This window comes from Blastococcus litoris (assembly GCF_003075095.1).
GTDB lineage: Bacteria > Actinomycetota > Actinomycetes > Mycobacteriales > Geodermatophilaceae > Blastococcus_B > Blastococcus_B litoris.
Map to the genome: position 1 here is coordinate 708,929 of NZ_QCZF01000001.1, position 15,428 is coordinate 724,356.

Here is a 15,428-nt window from a genome sequence, read left to right on the forward strand (position 1 = left end):
GTCAGCCGGCGGGGGTGTCGGCGGTCGTCTCCGTCGGCGTGGTGGTCTCCGACGAGGTCGTCTCGGTGGGCGTCGTGGTCTCGGTCGGTGTGGTGGTCTCGGTGGGCGTCGACGTCTCCGTCGGTGCCGTGGTCGTCGTCTCGACGGGCGTCGAGGTGTCGACAGCGGTCGTCGCCTCGGCCACGACCGGTGGCGTCGGGGCGACGACGGGGGGCGGGGGAGGGGCGGACGTCCGCGGGGTGGTCCGCGGGGTGGTCCGTGCCGGCGTGCGCGAGGGCGTCACGCGGGCGACACCGCGCGACGACGCGCCGGCCACGGCCGGGCGGGCGGCGCTGTCGGCGACCGGCACCGCGGCCGGCGGCCCGGGCGTCGGGGGTGCCCCCGTGTAGACCGGGCCGGCGACCCACGCGTCGGAGATGCCGGCGTCGTCGGGTGCCGACTCGCCGTCGTCGACCGCCGTGGTGCTGGTGCTGTCGTCGGCGAGCACCGCGTCCGGAGCGCGGTCGGCGGCCGCCGGGATCGTCACGAGGACGAGCCAGGCGATGCCCGCCACCAGCACGAAGACGACGACCGCATCGAGGGGGCGGCGCCACCCCGGCAGTTCGAGCCACTGGGCAGCGGTGCGAGCGCGGTTGGCTCGCGTCCGGGGATTGCCCCGCCCCGCAGGCGTGTGTGCCACGGGTTCCTCCCACGATCGGTCCGGTCGAGCACGTCGGGGGCATCCCGCCACAGCCGGGACCGTGCACGGGGAGTCACCGTCGCCGCGGGATCGTCGCCCGGTCGCCGTCACGGCGCGTCACCACCGAGCGCCACCGTGGCGCACCGGTGCGTCGACCGCCCGGGCCGGTCAGCCTCGCGCGGCCCGGCGGATGGCGGCGACGTACCTGGCCGTCGCCAGGCGCTGGAGGACCAGGCCCAGCGGACCGGCCAGCCGGGCCGCCGGGGAGGCGAGGCGGAAGAACACCCGGATCTCGTAGACCACCTCACCGGCCGGCGTCAGCCGGACGAGGAAGCACTCCTCGCCGCTCTCGGGGTGGCCGGGCAGGGTGCCGTAGGCGAAGCCGCGCTCGTCGCCCCCGGTCCGCGCCCACACCACGCGGCAGGGGATGTCGTACCCGAGCCGGGGAGACCCGGCGGTGAGGACGACGACCGTTCCCGGCTCGCTGCTCGGACCGGTGGCGCGCACCCGCAGGCCGGCGCCGCGCTGCGCCCGCCAGTCGAGGACCGCGGCGGCGGCCCGCTCGAAGTCCGCCCGGCCCGACCCCACGACGGCGCTGACGGAGCGGCCGCGGAACCCGTCGGGCACGACCCCCGCGCACGCCGCGCCTACGGCCTCGTAGGTGAGCGGCGCGTCGACGAGGGAGGTCGGGTCGAGAGCCGAGAACAGCCCCATCAGCGAGCCCTGCCTGCCACAGCGGTCAGTCTGGGGGTGTGCGGGGTAGGGCCGCGCGGTGGACGGCACGAGGACGGCGCTGGTCGTCGGTGCGAGCAGCGACATCGGAGCCGCGATCGCGCATGGCCTGACCGCCGACGGGTTCGACTGCCTGCTGTGGGGGAGGGACCGCGACCGGCTGTCGGCGGTCGGAGCCCGGTGGGACGCGGTGGACCTGCGCGATCCGGGCGACGTCCGCGACGCCCTCGGCCGGCTGCCGGACCGGCTGTCGGCGGTCGTCTACGCCGCCGGCCGCTTCGACTGGGCGCCGGCCGACACCGGGGACCCGGACGCGTGGGACGACCTCGTCGCCGTGAACCTCTCCGCCGCGATGCGGGTGACCCGCGGGGTGCTCCCGGCGTTGCTCGCGGCGGCGCCGTCCTCGCTGGTGCTGCTCGGGTCCGGCGCCGCGCGGTCGGCCTTCCCCGGCAACCCCGCGTACGTGGCCAGCAAGCACGGGCTGGCGGGCTTCGCCCGGTCGGTGTTCCTCGACGTCCGCGACCGGGACGTCGCCGTCACCCTGCTGTCGCCCGGGCTCGTCGCGGCCGGTGCCGGCCTCCGCGCACCGGGCGTGCGGCCCGGGGAGCTGCTCCAGCCGGACGACGTCGCGGCGGCCGTGCGGTGGGTGGTCGGCACGCCGGCGCACGTCTGCCCGGTGGAGGTCGAGCTGCAACCGCAGCGGACCCCGTAGGTTGTCGGCACTGTGCTGCCCGCCGTCACCGCCACCCGCTACGTCACCCCGCTGCGCGAGGGTGGCTCGCTGCCGGGGCTCATGGAGGCCGACGACCTCGGCACCTACGTGGTCAAGTGGCGGGCCGCCGGCCAGGGCGTGAAGGTGCTCGTCGCCGAGGTGATCTGCGCCGAACTGGCCCGCGGCCTGGACCTCCCCGTGCCGGCGCTGGTGACCGTCGACGTCGTCCCGGAGCTCGCCGTGGGGGAGCCCGACCACGAGGTGCAGGAGCTGCTGCAGCGCTCCGCCGGCCGCAACCTGGGGCTGGACTACCTGCCGGGTGCGCTGGACTTCGAGGCCGGTGCCGACGGCGTCGACCCGGAGCTGGCCGGGCGCGTGCTGTGGTTCGACGCGCTGATCGGCAACGTCGACAGGTCGTGGCGCAACCCGAACATGCTGTTCTGGCACGGCCGGCTGCAGCTGATCGACCACGGCGCCGCGCTCACGTTCCACCACCACTGGCCCGGTGCGGAGGCCGCGGTCACCCGCCCCTACGACGCCTCGGCCCACGCGCTGCTGGAGTGCGACCCGCGGGTGGCCGACGCCGACGCGGCGCTGGGCGGGCGGGTCACCCGGCCCCTGCTGGAGAGGGTGCTGGCGCAGGTCCCCGACGAGTGGCTCGAGGACGAGCCGGACGCGCTGCGCATCCGCTACGTCGACCAGCTGCTCGCCCGGCTGGGCGCGCGCGACGCGTGGCTGCCCGGCCTGGTCGCGGCCGCGCGGGCGGGTGGCGGGGCGCGCCGCCGGGCGCCGCGCGGGAAGAACCGGCCCTCGTGGCTGGGCCCGCCGCCGCCGGAGGGAGTGACGCAGCGATGAGCGGCACCAGGGACACCTTCGAGTACGCGGTGCTGCGCGTCGTCCCGCGGGTCGAGCGCGGGGAGGCGCTGAACGCCGGCGTGCTCGTCTACTGCCGCCGGCGCGACTACCTCGGCTCGCGGGTGCACCTCGACGTCGCCCGGCTGCACGCCCTCGACCCGACCGCGGATGCGGAGGCGATCGGCCGGGCGCTGCAGGCGGCCACCGACGTGTGCTCGGCCGACCCGGGGGCCGGCGCGGCGGGCCGCGAGGCTCTGGGGTCCCGGTTCCGCTGGCTCACCGCCCCGCGCAGCACCGTGATCCAGCCCGGCCCGGTGCACACGGGGCTCACCGACGACCCCGACGCGGAGGCCGACCGGCTGCTCCGGCTGCTGGTGCTGCCCGTCGAGGGCTGACGGCGGGAAGTGTCGGGGGCAGCGGGTAGACCGGCTCCATGACCATCTACGCAGTGGCTGTGAGCGCGACCGACCTGCCCCGCGCGCGGGCCTTCTACGAGCTGCTGGGCTTCCGCTTCCCGGAGGCCGGCGGGGACGACCCGCACCTCGAGGCGGAGGACGGCTCCGGCGTCAAGCTGATGATCGACGACGCGGGATTCATGACCGACCTGTACGGGGAGGCGCCGCGGCCGGGCACCGTCGCCGGCTTCGCGCTGGTCCAGGAGTCGCCGGCCGGCGTCGACGAGACGGTCGGGCGGATCCGGTCGGCCGGCCACGCGGTGGTGAAGGAGCCCTACGACGCCCCGTGGGGGCAGCGCTACGCGACCGTGGCCGACCCGGACGGCTACCGGGTCGACGTCTTCTGCCCCCTGCCCTCCTGAGACGACCGGCCCGCCGGGCCTTGGCCGTCAGCCGGGGAGGAGCGCGTCGACCCGCCGGGCGAGCTCGACGTCGAGCTCGGTCACACCGCCGGCCGAGTGGGTGACGACGGCGATGTGCAGCGTCCGCCAGCGCAGGTCGATGTCGGGGTGGTGGTCCATCTCCTCGGCGACGTCGGCGATCGACACGATCGCGGCGACGGCGTCGCGGAAGCTCGGCAGCTGCACCGACCGGCGGATGCCGTCGGCGTCCCCGGACCAGTGCGGCAGCCCGCGGAGGGCAGCGGTGGTCTCGGCGGGGGAGAGGCGCGGTGGACGGGGCACCCGTCCATGGTGCCGCTCAGCGGCTCAGGTGTGCAGACCGCACTCGATCTTGTTCTTGCCCGCCCAGCGGCCGGCGCGCGCGTCCTCGCCCGGCGCGACCGGCCGGGTGCAGGGCTCGCACCCGATCGACCCGTAGCCGAGCTCGAACAGGGGGTTGACCGGCACCTGGTGCTCGGCGATGTAGCCGTCCACGACGTCCTGGGTCCAGGCGGCGATCGGGTTCACCTTGACCATCCCGCGCTTGGCGTCCCAGTCGACCAGCCTGGTGCCGGCCCGCGTGGGGGACTCGTCGCGGCGGATGCCCGAGCCCCAGGCCACGTAGCCGGCCAGGGCCTCGGCGAGCGGCTGCACCTTGCGCAGCGAGCAGCACAGGTCGGGGTCGCGGTCGTGCAGCCGCGGCCCGTGCTCGGCGTCCTGCTCGGCCACCGTCGTCGGCGGGGTGACGTCGACCAGCGTGATCGGCAGGACCGACGTGATCCAGTCGCGGGTGCCGATCGTCTCGGCGAAGTGGTAGCCGGTGTCGAGGAAGACGACGTCCACCCCGGGGACCGCCCGGCCGGCCAGATGGGCGAGCAGCCCGTCGGCCATGGACGAGGTGATCGCGAACCCGTCGCCGAAGGTGTCCCCGGCCCACCGGAGGACCGCGAGGGCCTGCTCCACCGGGTCGGCGATGCCCTCGAACCGCGCGTCGGCCGCGGCGGCCAGTTCCGGCGTGGGCCGGATGGCGATCGTCACTCCGTCACTCCCGTCGCGATCAGCCGGACCGAGAAGGCCCGGAGGCAGGCACCGCAGCGCCAGCCGTCCGCCGACTCCCCCTCGTAGGGGGTCAGCTCCTCGTCCCCGCAGTACGGGCAGTGGAACACCGGCAGCTGCCGGCTCCTTCCCGTGCCCGCCTGCTCGCTCACAGCAGCCAGTCCTCCTCGGCCCGGGAGACGTAGTGGGCGAACGACTCGCCGGGCTCGCGCCGCTGCTGGAAGCCGCGCAGCACCCGCTCGCAGTAGTCGGCGGTCTCGGCCTTGGTGACCTTGTGACCGCGGAACTTGCGGCCGAAGGTGGCTTCCACGCCGAGGTGCCCGCCCAGGTGCACCTGGAAGCCCTCGACCATCTCGCCGTTCGCGTCGCGGACCATCGAGCCCTTGAACCCGATGTCGGCGGTCTGGAAGCGCGCGCAGCTGTTCGGGCACCCGTTGACGTTGATGCCGATCGGCACGTCGAAGTCGGGCAGGCGCTTCTCCAGCTCCGCGTAGAGGTCCTGCGCGTGCTGCTTGGTCTCGACGATCGCCAGCTTGCAGAACTCCAGGCCCGTGCAGGCCATCGTGCCGCGGCGGAAGGCGCTGGGCCGCACCTGCAGGTCGTGGGCGGCGAGGGCCTCGACCAGCCCCTCCACGCGCTCGTCCGGCACGTCGAGGATGACCAGCTTCTGCTGCGTCGTCGTCCTGATCCGGCCCTGCCCGTACTCGTCGGCCAGGTCGGCGATCGTGGTCAGCAGCGAGCCGCTGATCCGGCCGGAGCGCAGGGCGAAGCCGACCGCGTTGGCGCCGTCCTTCTGGCGGGCCACGCCGACGTGGTCGCGCTGGTCGTGCTTGGCCGGCGCGGGGGCTGGGCCGTCCGGCAGCGCCTCGTGCAGGTACTCGTCCTGCAGCACCTGGCGGAACTTGTCCGGGCCCCAGTCGGCCATGAGGAACTTGATTCGTGCGCGGTTGCGCTGCCGCCGGTAGCCGTAGTCGCGGAAGACCGAGGTGCAGGCGGCCCACACGTCGGTGACCTGGTCGGGCCGGACGAAGACGCCGACCCGCTGGGCGAACATCGGGTTGGTCGACAGGCCGCCGCCGACCCACAGGTCGTAGCCGGCCTCGCCCGCCTCGTTCACGACACCGACGAAGGAGACGTCGTCGATCTCCGGCTCGGTGCAGTGGTCGACGCAGCCCGACATCGAGGTCTTCCACTTGCGGGGCAGGTTGCTGAACTCGGGGCTGCCGACGTACTTGGCGACCGTGTCGGCGATGACGCCGGTGGCGTCGATGACCTCGTCCTCGAGGATGCCGGCCAGCGGGCAGCCGAGCATCACGCGCGGCACGTCGCCGCAGGCCTCGGTGGACGAGAGCCCGACCGACTCCAGGCGCCGCCAGATCTCGGGCACGTCCTCCACCCGGATCCAGTGGTACTGGACGTTCTGCCGGTCGGTCACGTCGGCGACGTCCCGGCCGAACTCGGTGCTGATGCCGCCGATGACGCGCAGCGCGTCGCTGGTCAGCTGCCCGCCGTCGATGCGCACGCGCATCATGAAGTACGAGTCCTCGAGCTCCTCCGGCTCCAGGACGGCGGTCTTGCCGCCGGGGATGCCCGGCGCCCGCTGGGTGTAGAGGCCCATCCAGCGCATGCGGCCGCGGAGGTCACCCGGGTCGATCGAGTCGAAACCGGCCTTCGAGTAGATGTCGAGGATCCGCTGGCGCACCTCGAGCCCGTCGGAGTCCTTCTTCATCCGCTCGTTGGGGTTGAGCGGCTCCCGGTAGCCCAGGGCCCACTGGCCCTGCCCGCGCTGCGGGCGGTTGCTCGTGCGGGGAGGAGTGGTCACGTCGTGCTTCTTCCTGCGCTCACCGGCCCGCGGCGCTCGGCCTGACGGGAGGGGCGCTGCAGATCGGGTGCGCAGGGATGCGCGGGAACCGTTGTCAGCGCTGGACGCGACACGCGGCGCTGGAGACGAGCGCCAGATCGATGTGCAGACGCGCGACGAGCAGGCTGCCGCGGTCGGTCATGGGGGCGATCCTCCCACAACCCGGACCGGACAGGTGTGTGAGTCAGCCGACGGGGTCCATGGCGGCCCGGATGCGGGCCACCGACTCCTCGAGCGGCGTCTGCGACGTGTCGATCGTCAGCTCCGCCCGCGACGGCTCCTCGTACGGGTCGCTGATGCCGGTGAACTGCGGGATCTCCCCGGCCCGGGCCCGGGCGTAGAGGCCCTTGACGTCGCGCTGCTCGACGACCTCCAGCGGGGTGGAGACGTGGACCAGCAGGAACCGGCCGTGCTCCTCCACCAGCGCGCGGGCCTCCTCGCGGGCGGCGTCGTACGGGGCGATGGCCGCCACGACGACCGTGCCGCCGTGCTTCACCACCTCACCCGCGACCCACCCGATGCGGCGGATGTTGAGGTCGCGGTGCTCCTTGGAGAAGTCCAGCTCGCTGGACAGGTGGGTCCGCACGACGTCGCCGTCCAGGACGGTGACCGCCCGCCCCTCCGCCTCGAGCTGGGCGACCAGCGCATCGGCGATGGTGGACTTGCCCGCGCCGGAGAGGCCGGTGAGGAACACGGTCACGCCGGGCTGCGGTGGGGACATGGCTGCCAGTGTCCCGGAGCGGTTCGGTCAGGCGCCGGGGGCGTCGCCGAACGAGCGCCAGGCGTCCTCCAGCGCGACCAGCTCGGCGGCGTGCGCGGGCAGCTTCCCGGCGACGACGTCGGCGAGCGTGACCTCCTCGAGGACCCTGCGGTAGCCCTCGCGGGCGGCCACCCAGACCGAGGCCAGGGTCGCGGCGGCGCCGGGGTACTCGACGTCCTCGGGGCGCTTGCCGTGCACCTCGGCGAGGAAGCCCTGCTCGACGCGCATCACGCGGGCGATGGAGATCTCCGACGGCGGGAGGGCGAGGCGGTAGCCGCCCTCGCGGCCGCGCTGGCTGTTGACCAGCCGGGCGTGCTGCAGGTCGCCGAGGATCGTCTGCAGGAAGCGTGCCGGGATGCCCTGGGTCGTGGCGATGCGCTCGGCGGTCAGCGCCTCGGGGGCCACGGCGGCCAGTTCGAGGGCTGCGCGGACGGCGTAGTCCACGCGGGCGGTGATGCGCACACTTCTCCTTCTGCCGGGTCCCGCAGCGTCGCTGCTGCCTGGGCCTGCCGGTCCATCCTGCCGGTTCTGGGAGGCTGGGTCCGTGTTCCGGCTGCGTTTCACCACCATGGTGGAGGCGCCCCTCACCGTCGCCTTCGACGTGGCGCGGGTCCTCGGGCGCCCCTGGGGCACGCCGCTGGAGGAGGTCGTCTCCGTCCGTCCCGAGCGCGACGTGCACGCGGCGCGACTCGGCCGGGGCTGGGTGACCCATTCCCGGCGGTTCTCCGCCACCGGCGCCGGCACGGTGGTCGACGAGCAGGTGGACTGGGAGACCGGGGCTCCCGGTCGTCTCGGCGGCCTCGTCGACCGGCTGGTGCTCCGCCGCCGCATCACCCGCGCCATGCAGGCGCACCTCGACGCCTACGCCGCAGCTGCGGCGCGACGGGCGCTGGACGTGCTCCAGGTGGTCGGCGCGGCGATCGTGGACGACGGCCGCGTGCTGGTGGCCCGCCGGTCCGGTGGCCCCTACGACGGGTTGTGGGAGTTCCCGGGCGGCAAGGTCGAGCCGGGGGAGTCGGACCTGTCGGCGCTGGTCCGCGAGTGCGCCGAGGAGCTGGGCGTCGAGATCGTGCCGCAGGCGTTCGTCGGCGAGGTCCTGCTGGACGGCGTCGTGGGCGGCGGGGAGCCGGGCGCCTCCACCCTGCGGGTGTGGTGGGCCCGGACGACGGGTGCGGAACCGGTCGCGCACGAGCACGCCGAGATCCGGTGGGTGGGCGCGGACGAGCTGGAGGCCCTCGACTGGATCCCGGCGGACCGCCCCCTCATCCCCGCGGTGAGAGCGCTCCTGTAGGTCGGTCAGCAGATCCGCCGCGACGACGCGCGTCACGCTCGGCTCGTGGCGGCCGGCTGGAGGGTCATCCGGCTCAGTGCGGCGGACCTGCGCGATCTGGACGGGGTCGCCGCCCGGCTCGCCGCCGCCCCGGGACTACCGCAGCGCGCAGGCCGAGACGACGTCGTCCCGGTCCTCTGCGGAGGGCCGGGACGACGTCGGCAGCTTTCGGTGCAGAAAGCCGGAGCAGGGGTCAGGACTTGAAGGCGTCCTTGATGTTCTCGACGCCCTGCTTGAGGTTGCTCTTCGTCTCTTCCTTCTGGCCCTCGGCCTGGAGGTCACGGTTGTCGGTGGCGTCGCCGACGGCCTGCTTGCCCTTGCCGGAGACCTCTTCGATCTTGTTCGTCAGCTTGTCGGTGCCGCTCATGGGTTCCGCGCTCCTCTTCTCGATGTCCGTTCCGAACTGCGGATACCCCCGGCTGCCGGGCGCCGAACATGCCGCTGGCCACAGGCCGCAAGGCGTCCGGCGAACGGGCGGGGGGAGCGGGAAACAGTGGCCGCCGGAGGGCCCTGGAGGTGTCGAAGTTACGGTTGAGGCGCAGATCGTGAGCCCAGGTCACAACTCGATGACGTCCGTGGACACCCTCTCCGGGGCGTGCCTAGGGTCCACCCGTCGTACTGGGGAGGTCTACCTCCCGGGTGCGTTTCGCTCGTGACCAATCAGTCGTCCGACGGCCCCACTGCGGCCGTGGACCGACCTGTCCGTTCCCCCCGCGCACGCGGGACGAGGGAGGCCTTGCACGTGAAGTTGAGCAACCGGAGCAGTTCGCTCGTCGCGACGGCCATCGCAGCTGCGCTGCTGATGACCGCCTGCGGCGGTAGCGACGAGGGCGGCGAGGAGGGCGGCACCGGCGACGGTGGCGGCACCTTCAGCATGTACATCGGTGAGCCCCAGAACCCGCTGGTTCCGGGCAACACCACCGAGAGCGAGGGCGACCAGGTCGTCAACTCCCTCTGGACCGGCCTCGTGACGTACGCCGAGGACGGCGCGGTCACCTACGACGGTGTCGCCGAGTCGATCGAGTCCGACGACAACACCACGTGGACGGTCAAGCTCAAGGACGGTTGGACCTTCCACGACGGCTCGCCGGTCGACGCGCAGTCCTTCGTCGACGCGTGGAACTACACCGCCTACAGCCCGAACGCCCAGGGTGGCTCCGGCTACCTGTCGCGCATCGCCGGCTACGGCGACCTGCAGGCCCCCGTGGACGAGGCGACCGGCGAGCCCGCCGGTGAGCCCGCCGCCACCGAGATGAGCGGTCTGGAGGTCGTGGACGACACCACCTTCACGATCACCCTGGGCTCGCCCTTCGCCCAGTGGCCGGCGGTCGTCGGGTATAACCCGTTCTACCCGCTGCCCCCGGCCTTCTTCGACGACCCCGAGGGCTTCGGCGCCCAGCCGATCGGCAACGGCCCGTTCAAGGCCGACGGCGAGTTCGTCCCCGGCGAGGGCATCACCCTGAGCCGCTACGACGACTACGCCGGCGACAACAAGGCCCAGGCCGAGGGCGTCGAGTACCGCGTCTACGCCGAGGTGGGCACCGCCTACACCGACGTGCAGGACGGCAACCTCGACATCGTCGACGTCATCCCGCCCGACGCCCTGGCGACGGCCGAGGACGAGTTCGGTGACCGGTTCATCCGCACCGAGTCCTCGCAGATCACCTACATCGGGTTCCCGACCTACGACGAGCGCTACGCCGACCCGCGGGTCCGCCAGGCCATCTCGATGGCGATCGACCGGGAGGCCATCTCCCAGGCGATCTTCGAGGGCACCCGCACCCCGGCCGACTCGTTCATCGCGCCGGTCGTCGACGGCTACCGCGAGGGCGCCTGCGAGTACTGCGCCCTCGACGTGGAGCGGGCCAACGACCTGCTCGACGAGGCGGGCTTCGACCGCAGCCAGCCGGTCGAGCTGTGGTTCAACTCCGGCGCCGGCCACGACGCGTGGATGGAGGCCGTGGGCAACCAGCTGCGCGAGAACCTCGGTGTCGAGTTCGTCCTCCAGGGCAACCTCGACTTCTCGGAGTACCTGCCGCTCGGTGAGAACAAGGGCTTCACCGGCCCCTACCGCTACGGCTGGAGCTTCGACTACCCGAGCGCCGACAGCTACCTGACCCCGCTGCTCATCCCGGCCTCGCAGCCGCCGGCGGGTTCGAACTACAGCTTCTACGACAACCCCGAGGTCACCGCTCTGCTGCTGCAGGGTGACCAGGCGTCCAGCCCCGACGACGCCATCGAGGCGTACCAGGCGGCCGAGGACCTCGTGGTCCAGGACATGCCGATGGCTCCGCTGTTCTTCACGGAGATCCAGTCGGTCACCTCGGAGAACGTCGAGAACGTCACGCTGGACCTCTTCCAGCGCGTCCGCGTCGAGGACGTCACCGTCGTCGGCTGACCCAGCACCACCCGCACCACCCGCCGGGGGCGCTGTCTGACCCAGACAGCCGCCCCCGGCGGCGCGCGTGGCCCCGGACGGGGGCACGATGTATCCCGGCGCGACCGCCGACCGTGGTCGCGCATCTACGGCGCGACCCGCTGATCGCGGGCGCGACACTCACCTGAGGGGGAACATGGGCCGCTACGTGGCGCGCCGCCTCTTGCTCACGATCCCGGTCCTGCTCGGCGCATCGTTCCTGATCTTCGCGATGGTCTACGCGCTGCCCGGCGACCCCATCCGCGCCCTCGCCGGCGACCGGCCGCTCTCGCCGGCCGTCGTCGCCCAGCTGCGCGACGACTTCAACCTCAACGACCCCTTGGGCGTGCAGTACCTGAAGTACATCGGCGACCTGCTCCAGGGCGACCTCGGCACCGACTTCAGCGGGCGCGCGGTCATCGACACGATCGCGCGGACCTTGCCGGTGACGGTCAAGCTCGCCGCCGTCGCGGTCTTCTTCGAGGTCGTCATCGGCATCGTCGCCGGCGTCTTCGCCGGCATCCGCCGCAACGGCTTCTTCGACAACCTGGTGCTGGTCTCGACCACGCTGATCGTGTCCATCCCGATCCTCGTGCTCGCCTTCCTGTCCCAGTACGTCTTCGGTCTCCAGCTGGGGTGGTTCCCGATCGCCGGCACGCGGGAGGGGCTCTACAGCTACATCCTCCCGGGCCTGGTCCTCGCCTCGGGATCGCTGGCCTACGTCGCCCGGCTGACGCGGACCAGCCTGGCGGAGAACCTGCGGGCGGACTACGTCCGGACGGCCCGGGCGAAGGGCCTGCCGAACCGGACGGTCATCGTGCGGCACACCCTCCGCAACAGCCTGATCCCGGTCGTCACCTTCATCGGCGCCGACATCGGTGCGCTGCTCGGCGGCGCGATCGTCACGGAGTCCGTCTTCAACCTGCCCGGCATCGGCCGCGAGGTCTACGACGCCATCCGCCAGCAGGAGGGCGCGGTGGTGGTCGGGATCGTGACCCTGCTCGTCTTCTTCTTCATCTTCTTCAACCTGGTCGTGGACGTGCTCTACGCCGTCCTCGACCCGAGGATCCGCTATGACTGACCCGCAGCAGCAGCAGGACCTCCGCCACGACGAGGTGCTGGCCGGTACCACGACCGGCCTCGCGGAGCCGTCGCTCGACGTCACCGACGAGCGCCAGAACAGCCTCTGGAGCGACGCCTGGAAGACGCTCAAGCGCAACCCGCTCTTCTGGATCGGCGCGGTCTTCGGGCTGATCTTCACGCTCATGGCCATCGCGCCGCAGTGGTTCGCGCGGGGCGCCGACCCGCGCTCCTGCAGCCTGTCCAACTCGCGCCAGACGCCGTCGGCCGAGCACTGGTTCGGCTTCGACCAGCAGGGCTGCGACTACCTGGCCAACGTGGTCTACGGGGCGCGCAGCTCGCTGATCATCGGCGTCACCGCCGTCCTGGTGGTGCTGCTGCTCGGCATCGTCGTCGGCGCGATCGCCGGCTACTTCGGCGGCTTCACCGACGGCCTGCTCGCCCGCATCGCCGACATCTTCTACGGCCTGCCCCTGATCCTCGGCGCGCTGGTGCTGCTGCGGGTCGGCCCGTCGACCGACATCCCGATCATCAACACCCGCGGACCGGGAGCGGTGGCGCTCGCGCTCGCGCTGTTCGGCTGGATGACCGCCATGCGGCTGGTCCGGTCGCAGGTCATCGCGGTCAAGAGCTCGGACTACGTGGCGGCCGCCCGGGCCATGGGTGCGTCGAGCCCACGTATCCTCGTGAGGCACATCCTCCCGAACGCCGTCGCGCCGGTGCTGGTCTACGCGACCATCACCATCGGTGTGCTGATCGCCGCCGAGGCCACGCTGACCTACCTCGGCGTGGGGCTGCAGCGGCCGGCCATCTCGTGGGGCCTGCAGATCGACGCGGGACAGGACCTGCTGCGCACCGCGCCGCACCTGGTGCTGTTCCCGAGCCTGATCCTGACCCTGACGGTGATGGCGTTCATCATGATGGGCGACGCCCTGCGCGACGCCCTCGACCCGAGGCAGCGCGCATGACCACTCTTCCCAGCTCCGCCTCGTCCGTCCGCGACGGCGGCGGCTCGGCGCCGATCCTCTCCGTCGAGGATCTCTTCGTCGAGTTCCGCACCCGCGAGAGCACCGTCAACGCCGTCAACGGCATCAGCTACACCGTGTCGGCGGGGGAGACCCTGGCGATCCTGGGGGAGTCCGGGTCCGGCAAGTCGGTCTCGGCCCAGGCGATCATGGGCATCCTCGACTCGCCGCCCGCGGTCGTCCCCCACGGCGAGATCTGGTTCGAGGGCAGGAACCTGCTCACGGAGTCGGCCGAGGAACAGCGCAAGGTGCGGGGCCCGGGGATCTCGATGATCTTCCAGGACGCGCTGTCGTCGCTGAACCCCGTCTACAGCGTCGGCTACCAGATCGGCGAGATGTTCCGCGCGCACCGCGGCCTGTCCAAGAAGGAGGCCAAGCAGCGCGCGGTCGAGCTCATGGACCGCGTCCGCATCCCGGCCGCCGCCCAGCGGGTGGACGACTACCCGCACCAGTTCTCCGGCGGCATGCGCCAGCGCGTCATGATCGCCATGGCGATCGCCCTCGACCCGAAGATCCTGATCGCGGACGAGCCGACCACCGCCCTCGACGTCACGGTCCAGGCGCAGGTCATGGACCTGCTCAAGGACCTGCAGCGGGAGACCGGGATGGGCCTCGTGCTCATCACCCACGACCTCGGCGTCGTCAACGAGGTCGCCGACAACGTGGCGGTCATGTACGCCGGCCGCATCGTCGAGCGGGGCACCGTCGACGACGTCTTCACCAACCCGGCGCACCCGTACACCGAGGGCCTGATGAAGTCGGTCCCGAACGTCGAGTACAAGGGCGGCCGGCTCGAGCCGATCACCGGCCAGCCCCCGAACCTGGCGAAGATCCCGACCGGCTGCCCCTTCCACCCGCGCTGCGCCCGCCGCCGCCTCGGCGCCGAGGCGCTCCCCGGCCGCGACTGCGCCGGTGACGTCCCGCCGCTGCGGCTGGTCGTGCCGGGTCGCGAGGCCGCCTGCCACTACAGCGAGGAGGTGCTCGGTGTCTGAGCCCACCGGAGCCACTGCCGCGTCCGCCGTCCCCGGTGGGACCGAGGCGGCGCTGCCGCCCGGGGCGCCGCTGCTGGAGATGCGGGGCCTGAAGAAGCACTTCCCGCTCACCCAGGGCATCGTCTTCAAGCGGACCATCGGCCACGTCCGGGCGGTCGACGGCGTCGACCTCACCCTGCGACGGGGTGAGACGCTGGGCCTGGTCGGCGAGTCCGGCTGCGGCAAGTCCACCGTCTCGAAGCTGCTGGTCGCGCTGGAGAAGCCGACCGACGGCTCGATCCTCTACAAGGGCCAGGACGTCGCCACGATGGGCGGCCGCGCGCTCAAGCAGTACCGGCGCGAGGTCCAGATCATCTTCCAGGACCCCTACGCGTCCCTGAACCCGCGGATGACCGTCGGTGACATCGTCGCCGAGGGCTGGTCCGTGCACGCCGACATCGCGCCCCGCAAGGGCCGGCTGAAGCGGACGCAGGAGCTCATGGACCGGGTCGGCCTGAACCCCGACTTCGTCAACCGCTACCCGCACCAGTTCTCCGGCGGTCAGCGCCAGCGCATCGGCATCGCCCGCGCCCTGGCCCTCCAGCCGGAGATCATCGTGTGCGACGAGCCGGTGTCGGCCCTCGACGTCTCGGTCCAGGCGCAGGTGGTCAACCTGCTCGAGGACCTGCAGAACGACTTCGGGCTGTCCTACCTGTTCATCGCCCACGACCTGTCGGTGGTGCGCCACATCTCCGACCGCGTGGCCGTGATGTACCTCGGCAGCGTCGTCGAGGAGGGCACCGACGCCCAGGTGTACGGCACGCCGTCGCACCCCTACACGCAGGCGCTGCTGTCCTCGGTCCCGCTGCACGAGCCGGCGCTGCGCGGGCAGAAGGACCGGATCCTGCTGCAGGGCGACGTCCCGAGCCCGGCGAACCCGCCGTCGGGGTGCCGGTTCCGCACGCGCTGCTGGAAGGCGCAGGACATCTGCGCCGTCGAGCCGCCGCCGCTGGTCGACCACGGCCAGGGCCACCCGGCCGCGTGCCACTTCGCCGAGGCCCGCGAGGTCGTACCGATCGACGTCGACTGAGGTCGTCACGGGGCGATCCGGCAGGA

At 72.7% G+C, this 15,428-nt stretch carries 19 protein-coding genes; 10 read left to right on the forward strand and 9 right to left on the reverse strand.

The window, feature by feature from the left end; genetic code table 11:
* Position 1 precedes the first annotated feature (1 nt).
* A complete protein-coding gene (locus tag DCS98_RS22820) occupies positions 2-679 on the reverse strand; it encodes a hypothetical protein (protein ID WP_164704297.1) in 678 nt (225 codons plus the stop codon).
* A gap of 168 nt (positions 680-847) precedes the next feature.
* Positions 848-1,393 carry a DUF1990 family protein gene (locus DCS98_RS03540; protein ID WP_116449902.1) on the reverse strand — a complete coding sequence of 182 codons (546 nt, stop codon included), beginning with the start codon at positions 1,391-1,393 and terminating at the stop codon, positions 848-850.
* A gap of 58 nt (positions 1,394-1,451) precedes the next feature.
* Here DCS98_RS03540 and DCS98_RS03545 point away from each other — a divergent pair, with 58 nt between their 5' ends.
* From DCS98_RS03545 to DCS98_RS03560, 4 genes are read left to right on the forward strand one after another with little or no spacing between them, the layout of a single operon-like run.
* Positions 1,452-2,123, forward strand: coding sequence for an SDR family oxidoreductase (locus DCS98_RS03545; protein WP_116449903.1), 672 nt, complete (start codon positions 1,452-1,454; stop codon positions 2,121-2,123).
* A 12-nt stretch (positions 2,124-2,135) separates the two neighbouring features.
* Positions 2,136-2,978 carry a HipA family kinase gene (locus DCS98_RS03550; protein WP_116449904.1) on the forward strand — a complete coding sequence of 281 codons (843 nt, stop codon included), beginning with the start codon at positions 2,136-2,138 and terminating at the stop codon, positions 2,976-2,978.
* Positions 2,975-3,373, forward strand: coding sequence for a DUF3037 domain-containing protein (locus DCS98_RS03555; RefSeq protein ID WP_116449905.1), 399 nt, complete (start codon positions 2,975-2,977; stop codon positions 3,371-3,373). Before DCS98_RS03550 ends, DCS98_RS03555 begins: the two co-directional genes overlap by 4 nt.
* A gap of 38 nt (positions 3,374-3,411) precedes the next feature.
* The gene (locus DCS98_RS03560) at positions 3,412-3,795 is read left to right on the forward strand and encodes a VOC family protein (RefSeq protein WP_116449906.1); all 384 of its coding nucleotides are present in this window, start codon (positions 3,412-3,414) and stop codon (positions 3,793-3,795) included.
* 27 nt (positions 3,796-3,822) lie between these two features.
* Here the strand turns inward: DCS98_RS03560 and DCS98_RS03565 are convergent, their stop codons facing one another.
* The 6 genes from DCS98_RS03565 to DCS98_RS03590 all read right to left on the reverse strand — a co-directional run bounded on the left by DCS98_RS03565 (position 3,823) and on the right by DCS98_RS03590 (position 7,952).
* Positions 3,823-4,116 carry a 4a-hydroxytetrahydrobiopterin dehydratase gene (locus DCS98_RS03565; protein ID WP_116449907.1) on the reverse strand — a complete coding sequence of 98 codons (294 nt, stop codon included), beginning with the start codon at positions 4,114-4,116 and terminating at the stop codon, positions 3,823-3,825.
* Positions 4,117-4,140: 24 nt separating this feature from the next.
* The gene (locus DCS98_RS03570; RefSeq protein ID WP_116449908.1) at positions 4,141-4,851 is read right to left on the reverse strand and encodes a phosphoadenylyl-sulfate reductase; all 711 of its coding nucleotides are present in this window, start codon (positions 4,849-4,851) and stop codon (positions 4,141-4,143) included.
* Entirely contained in the window at positions 4,848-5,021 is a 174-nt protein-coding gene (locus tag DCS98_RS03575; protein WP_116449909.1) for an Insertion element protein, read from the reverse strand. The genes DCS98_RS03570 and DCS98_RS03575 overlap by 4 nt, the downstream gene beginning before the upstream one ends.
* The gene (locus DCS98_RS03580; RefSeq protein WP_116449910.1) at positions 5,018-6,691 is read right to left on the reverse strand and encodes a nitrite/sulfite reductase; all 1,674 of its coding nucleotides are present in this window, start codon (positions 6,689-6,691) and stop codon (positions 5,018-5,020) included. Before DCS98_RS03580 ends, DCS98_RS03575 begins: the two co-directional genes overlap by 4 nt.
* A gap of 223 nt (positions 6,692-6,914) precedes the next feature.
* Positions 6,915-7,451 (reverse strand): adenylyl-sulfate kinase, encoded by a 537-nt coding sequence (gene cysC / locus DCS98_RS03585; RefSeq protein ID WP_116449911.1) that lies wholly within the window; start codon positions 7,449-7,451, stop codon positions 6,915-6,917.
* A gap of 27 nt (positions 7,452-7,478) precedes the next feature.
* The gene (locus tag DCS98_RS03590) at positions 7,479-7,952 is read right to left on the reverse strand and encodes an RrF2 family transcriptional regulator (RefSeq protein WP_116449912.1); all 474 of its coding nucleotides are present in this window, start codon (positions 7,950-7,952) and stop codon (positions 7,479-7,481) included.
* 82 nt (positions 7,953-8,034) lie between these two features.
* Here DCS98_RS03590 and DCS98_RS03595 point away from each other — a divergent pair, with 82 nt between their 5' ends.
* Positions 8,035-8,781: a (deoxy)nucleoside triphosphate pyrophosphohydrolase gene (locus DCS98_RS03595; protein WP_206340070.1), complete on the forward strand. Its 747-nt coding sequence runs from the start codon at positions 8,035-8,037 to the stop codon at positions 8,779-8,781.
* 232 nt (positions 8,782-9,013) lie between these two features.
* On the opposite strand, the gene DCS98_RS03600 is transcribed toward DCS98_RS03595, so the two are convergent.
* On the reverse strand, positions 9,014-9,187 hold the full coding sequence (locus DCS98_RS03600) for a CsbD family protein (protein ID WP_116449913.1): 174 nt from the start codon (positions 9,185-9,187) through the stop codon (positions 9,014-9,016).
* Positions 9,188-9,562: 375 nt separating this feature from the next.
* Here DCS98_RS03600 and DCS98_RS03605 point away from each other — a divergent pair, with 375 nt between their 5' ends.
* The 5 genes from DCS98_RS03605 (at position 9,563) to DCS98_RS03625 (ending at position 15,402) form a co-directional block, all read left to right on the forward strand.
* Positions 9,563-11,218, forward strand: a complete 1,656-nt coding sequence (locus DCS98_RS03605) for a peptide ABC transporter substrate-binding protein (RefSeq protein ID WP_116449914.1) — start codon at positions 9,563-9,565, stop codon at positions 11,216-11,218.
* Between the two features lie 175 nt (positions 11,219-11,393).
* The gene (locus DCS98_RS03610) at positions 11,394-12,317 is read left to right on the forward strand and encodes an ABC transporter permease (RefSeq protein ID WP_116449915.1); all 924 of its coding nucleotides are present in this window, start codon (positions 11,394-11,396) and stop codon (positions 12,315-12,317) included.
* Positions 12,310-13,284 carry an ABC transporter permease gene (locus DCS98_RS03615; protein ID WP_116449916.1) on the forward strand — a complete coding sequence of 325 codons (975 nt, stop codon included), beginning with the start codon at positions 12,310-12,312 and terminating at the stop codon, positions 13,282-13,284. The genes DCS98_RS03610 and DCS98_RS03615 overlap by 8 nt, the downstream gene beginning before the upstream one ends.
* Positions 13,281-14,333, forward strand: a complete 1,053-nt coding sequence (locus tag DCS98_RS03620) for an ABC transporter ATP-binding protein (protein WP_116449917.1) — start codon at positions 13,281-13,283, stop codon at positions 14,331-14,333. The genes DCS98_RS03615 and DCS98_RS03620 overlap by 4 nt, the downstream gene beginning before the upstream one ends.
* Entirely contained in the window at positions 14,326-15,402 is a 1,077-nt protein-coding gene (locus DCS98_RS03625) for an ABC transporter ATP-binding protein (protein ID WP_241037113.1), read from the forward strand. The genes DCS98_RS03620 and DCS98_RS03625 overlap by 8 nt, the downstream gene beginning before the upstream one ends.
* Positions 15,403-15,428 lie beyond the last annotated feature (26 nt).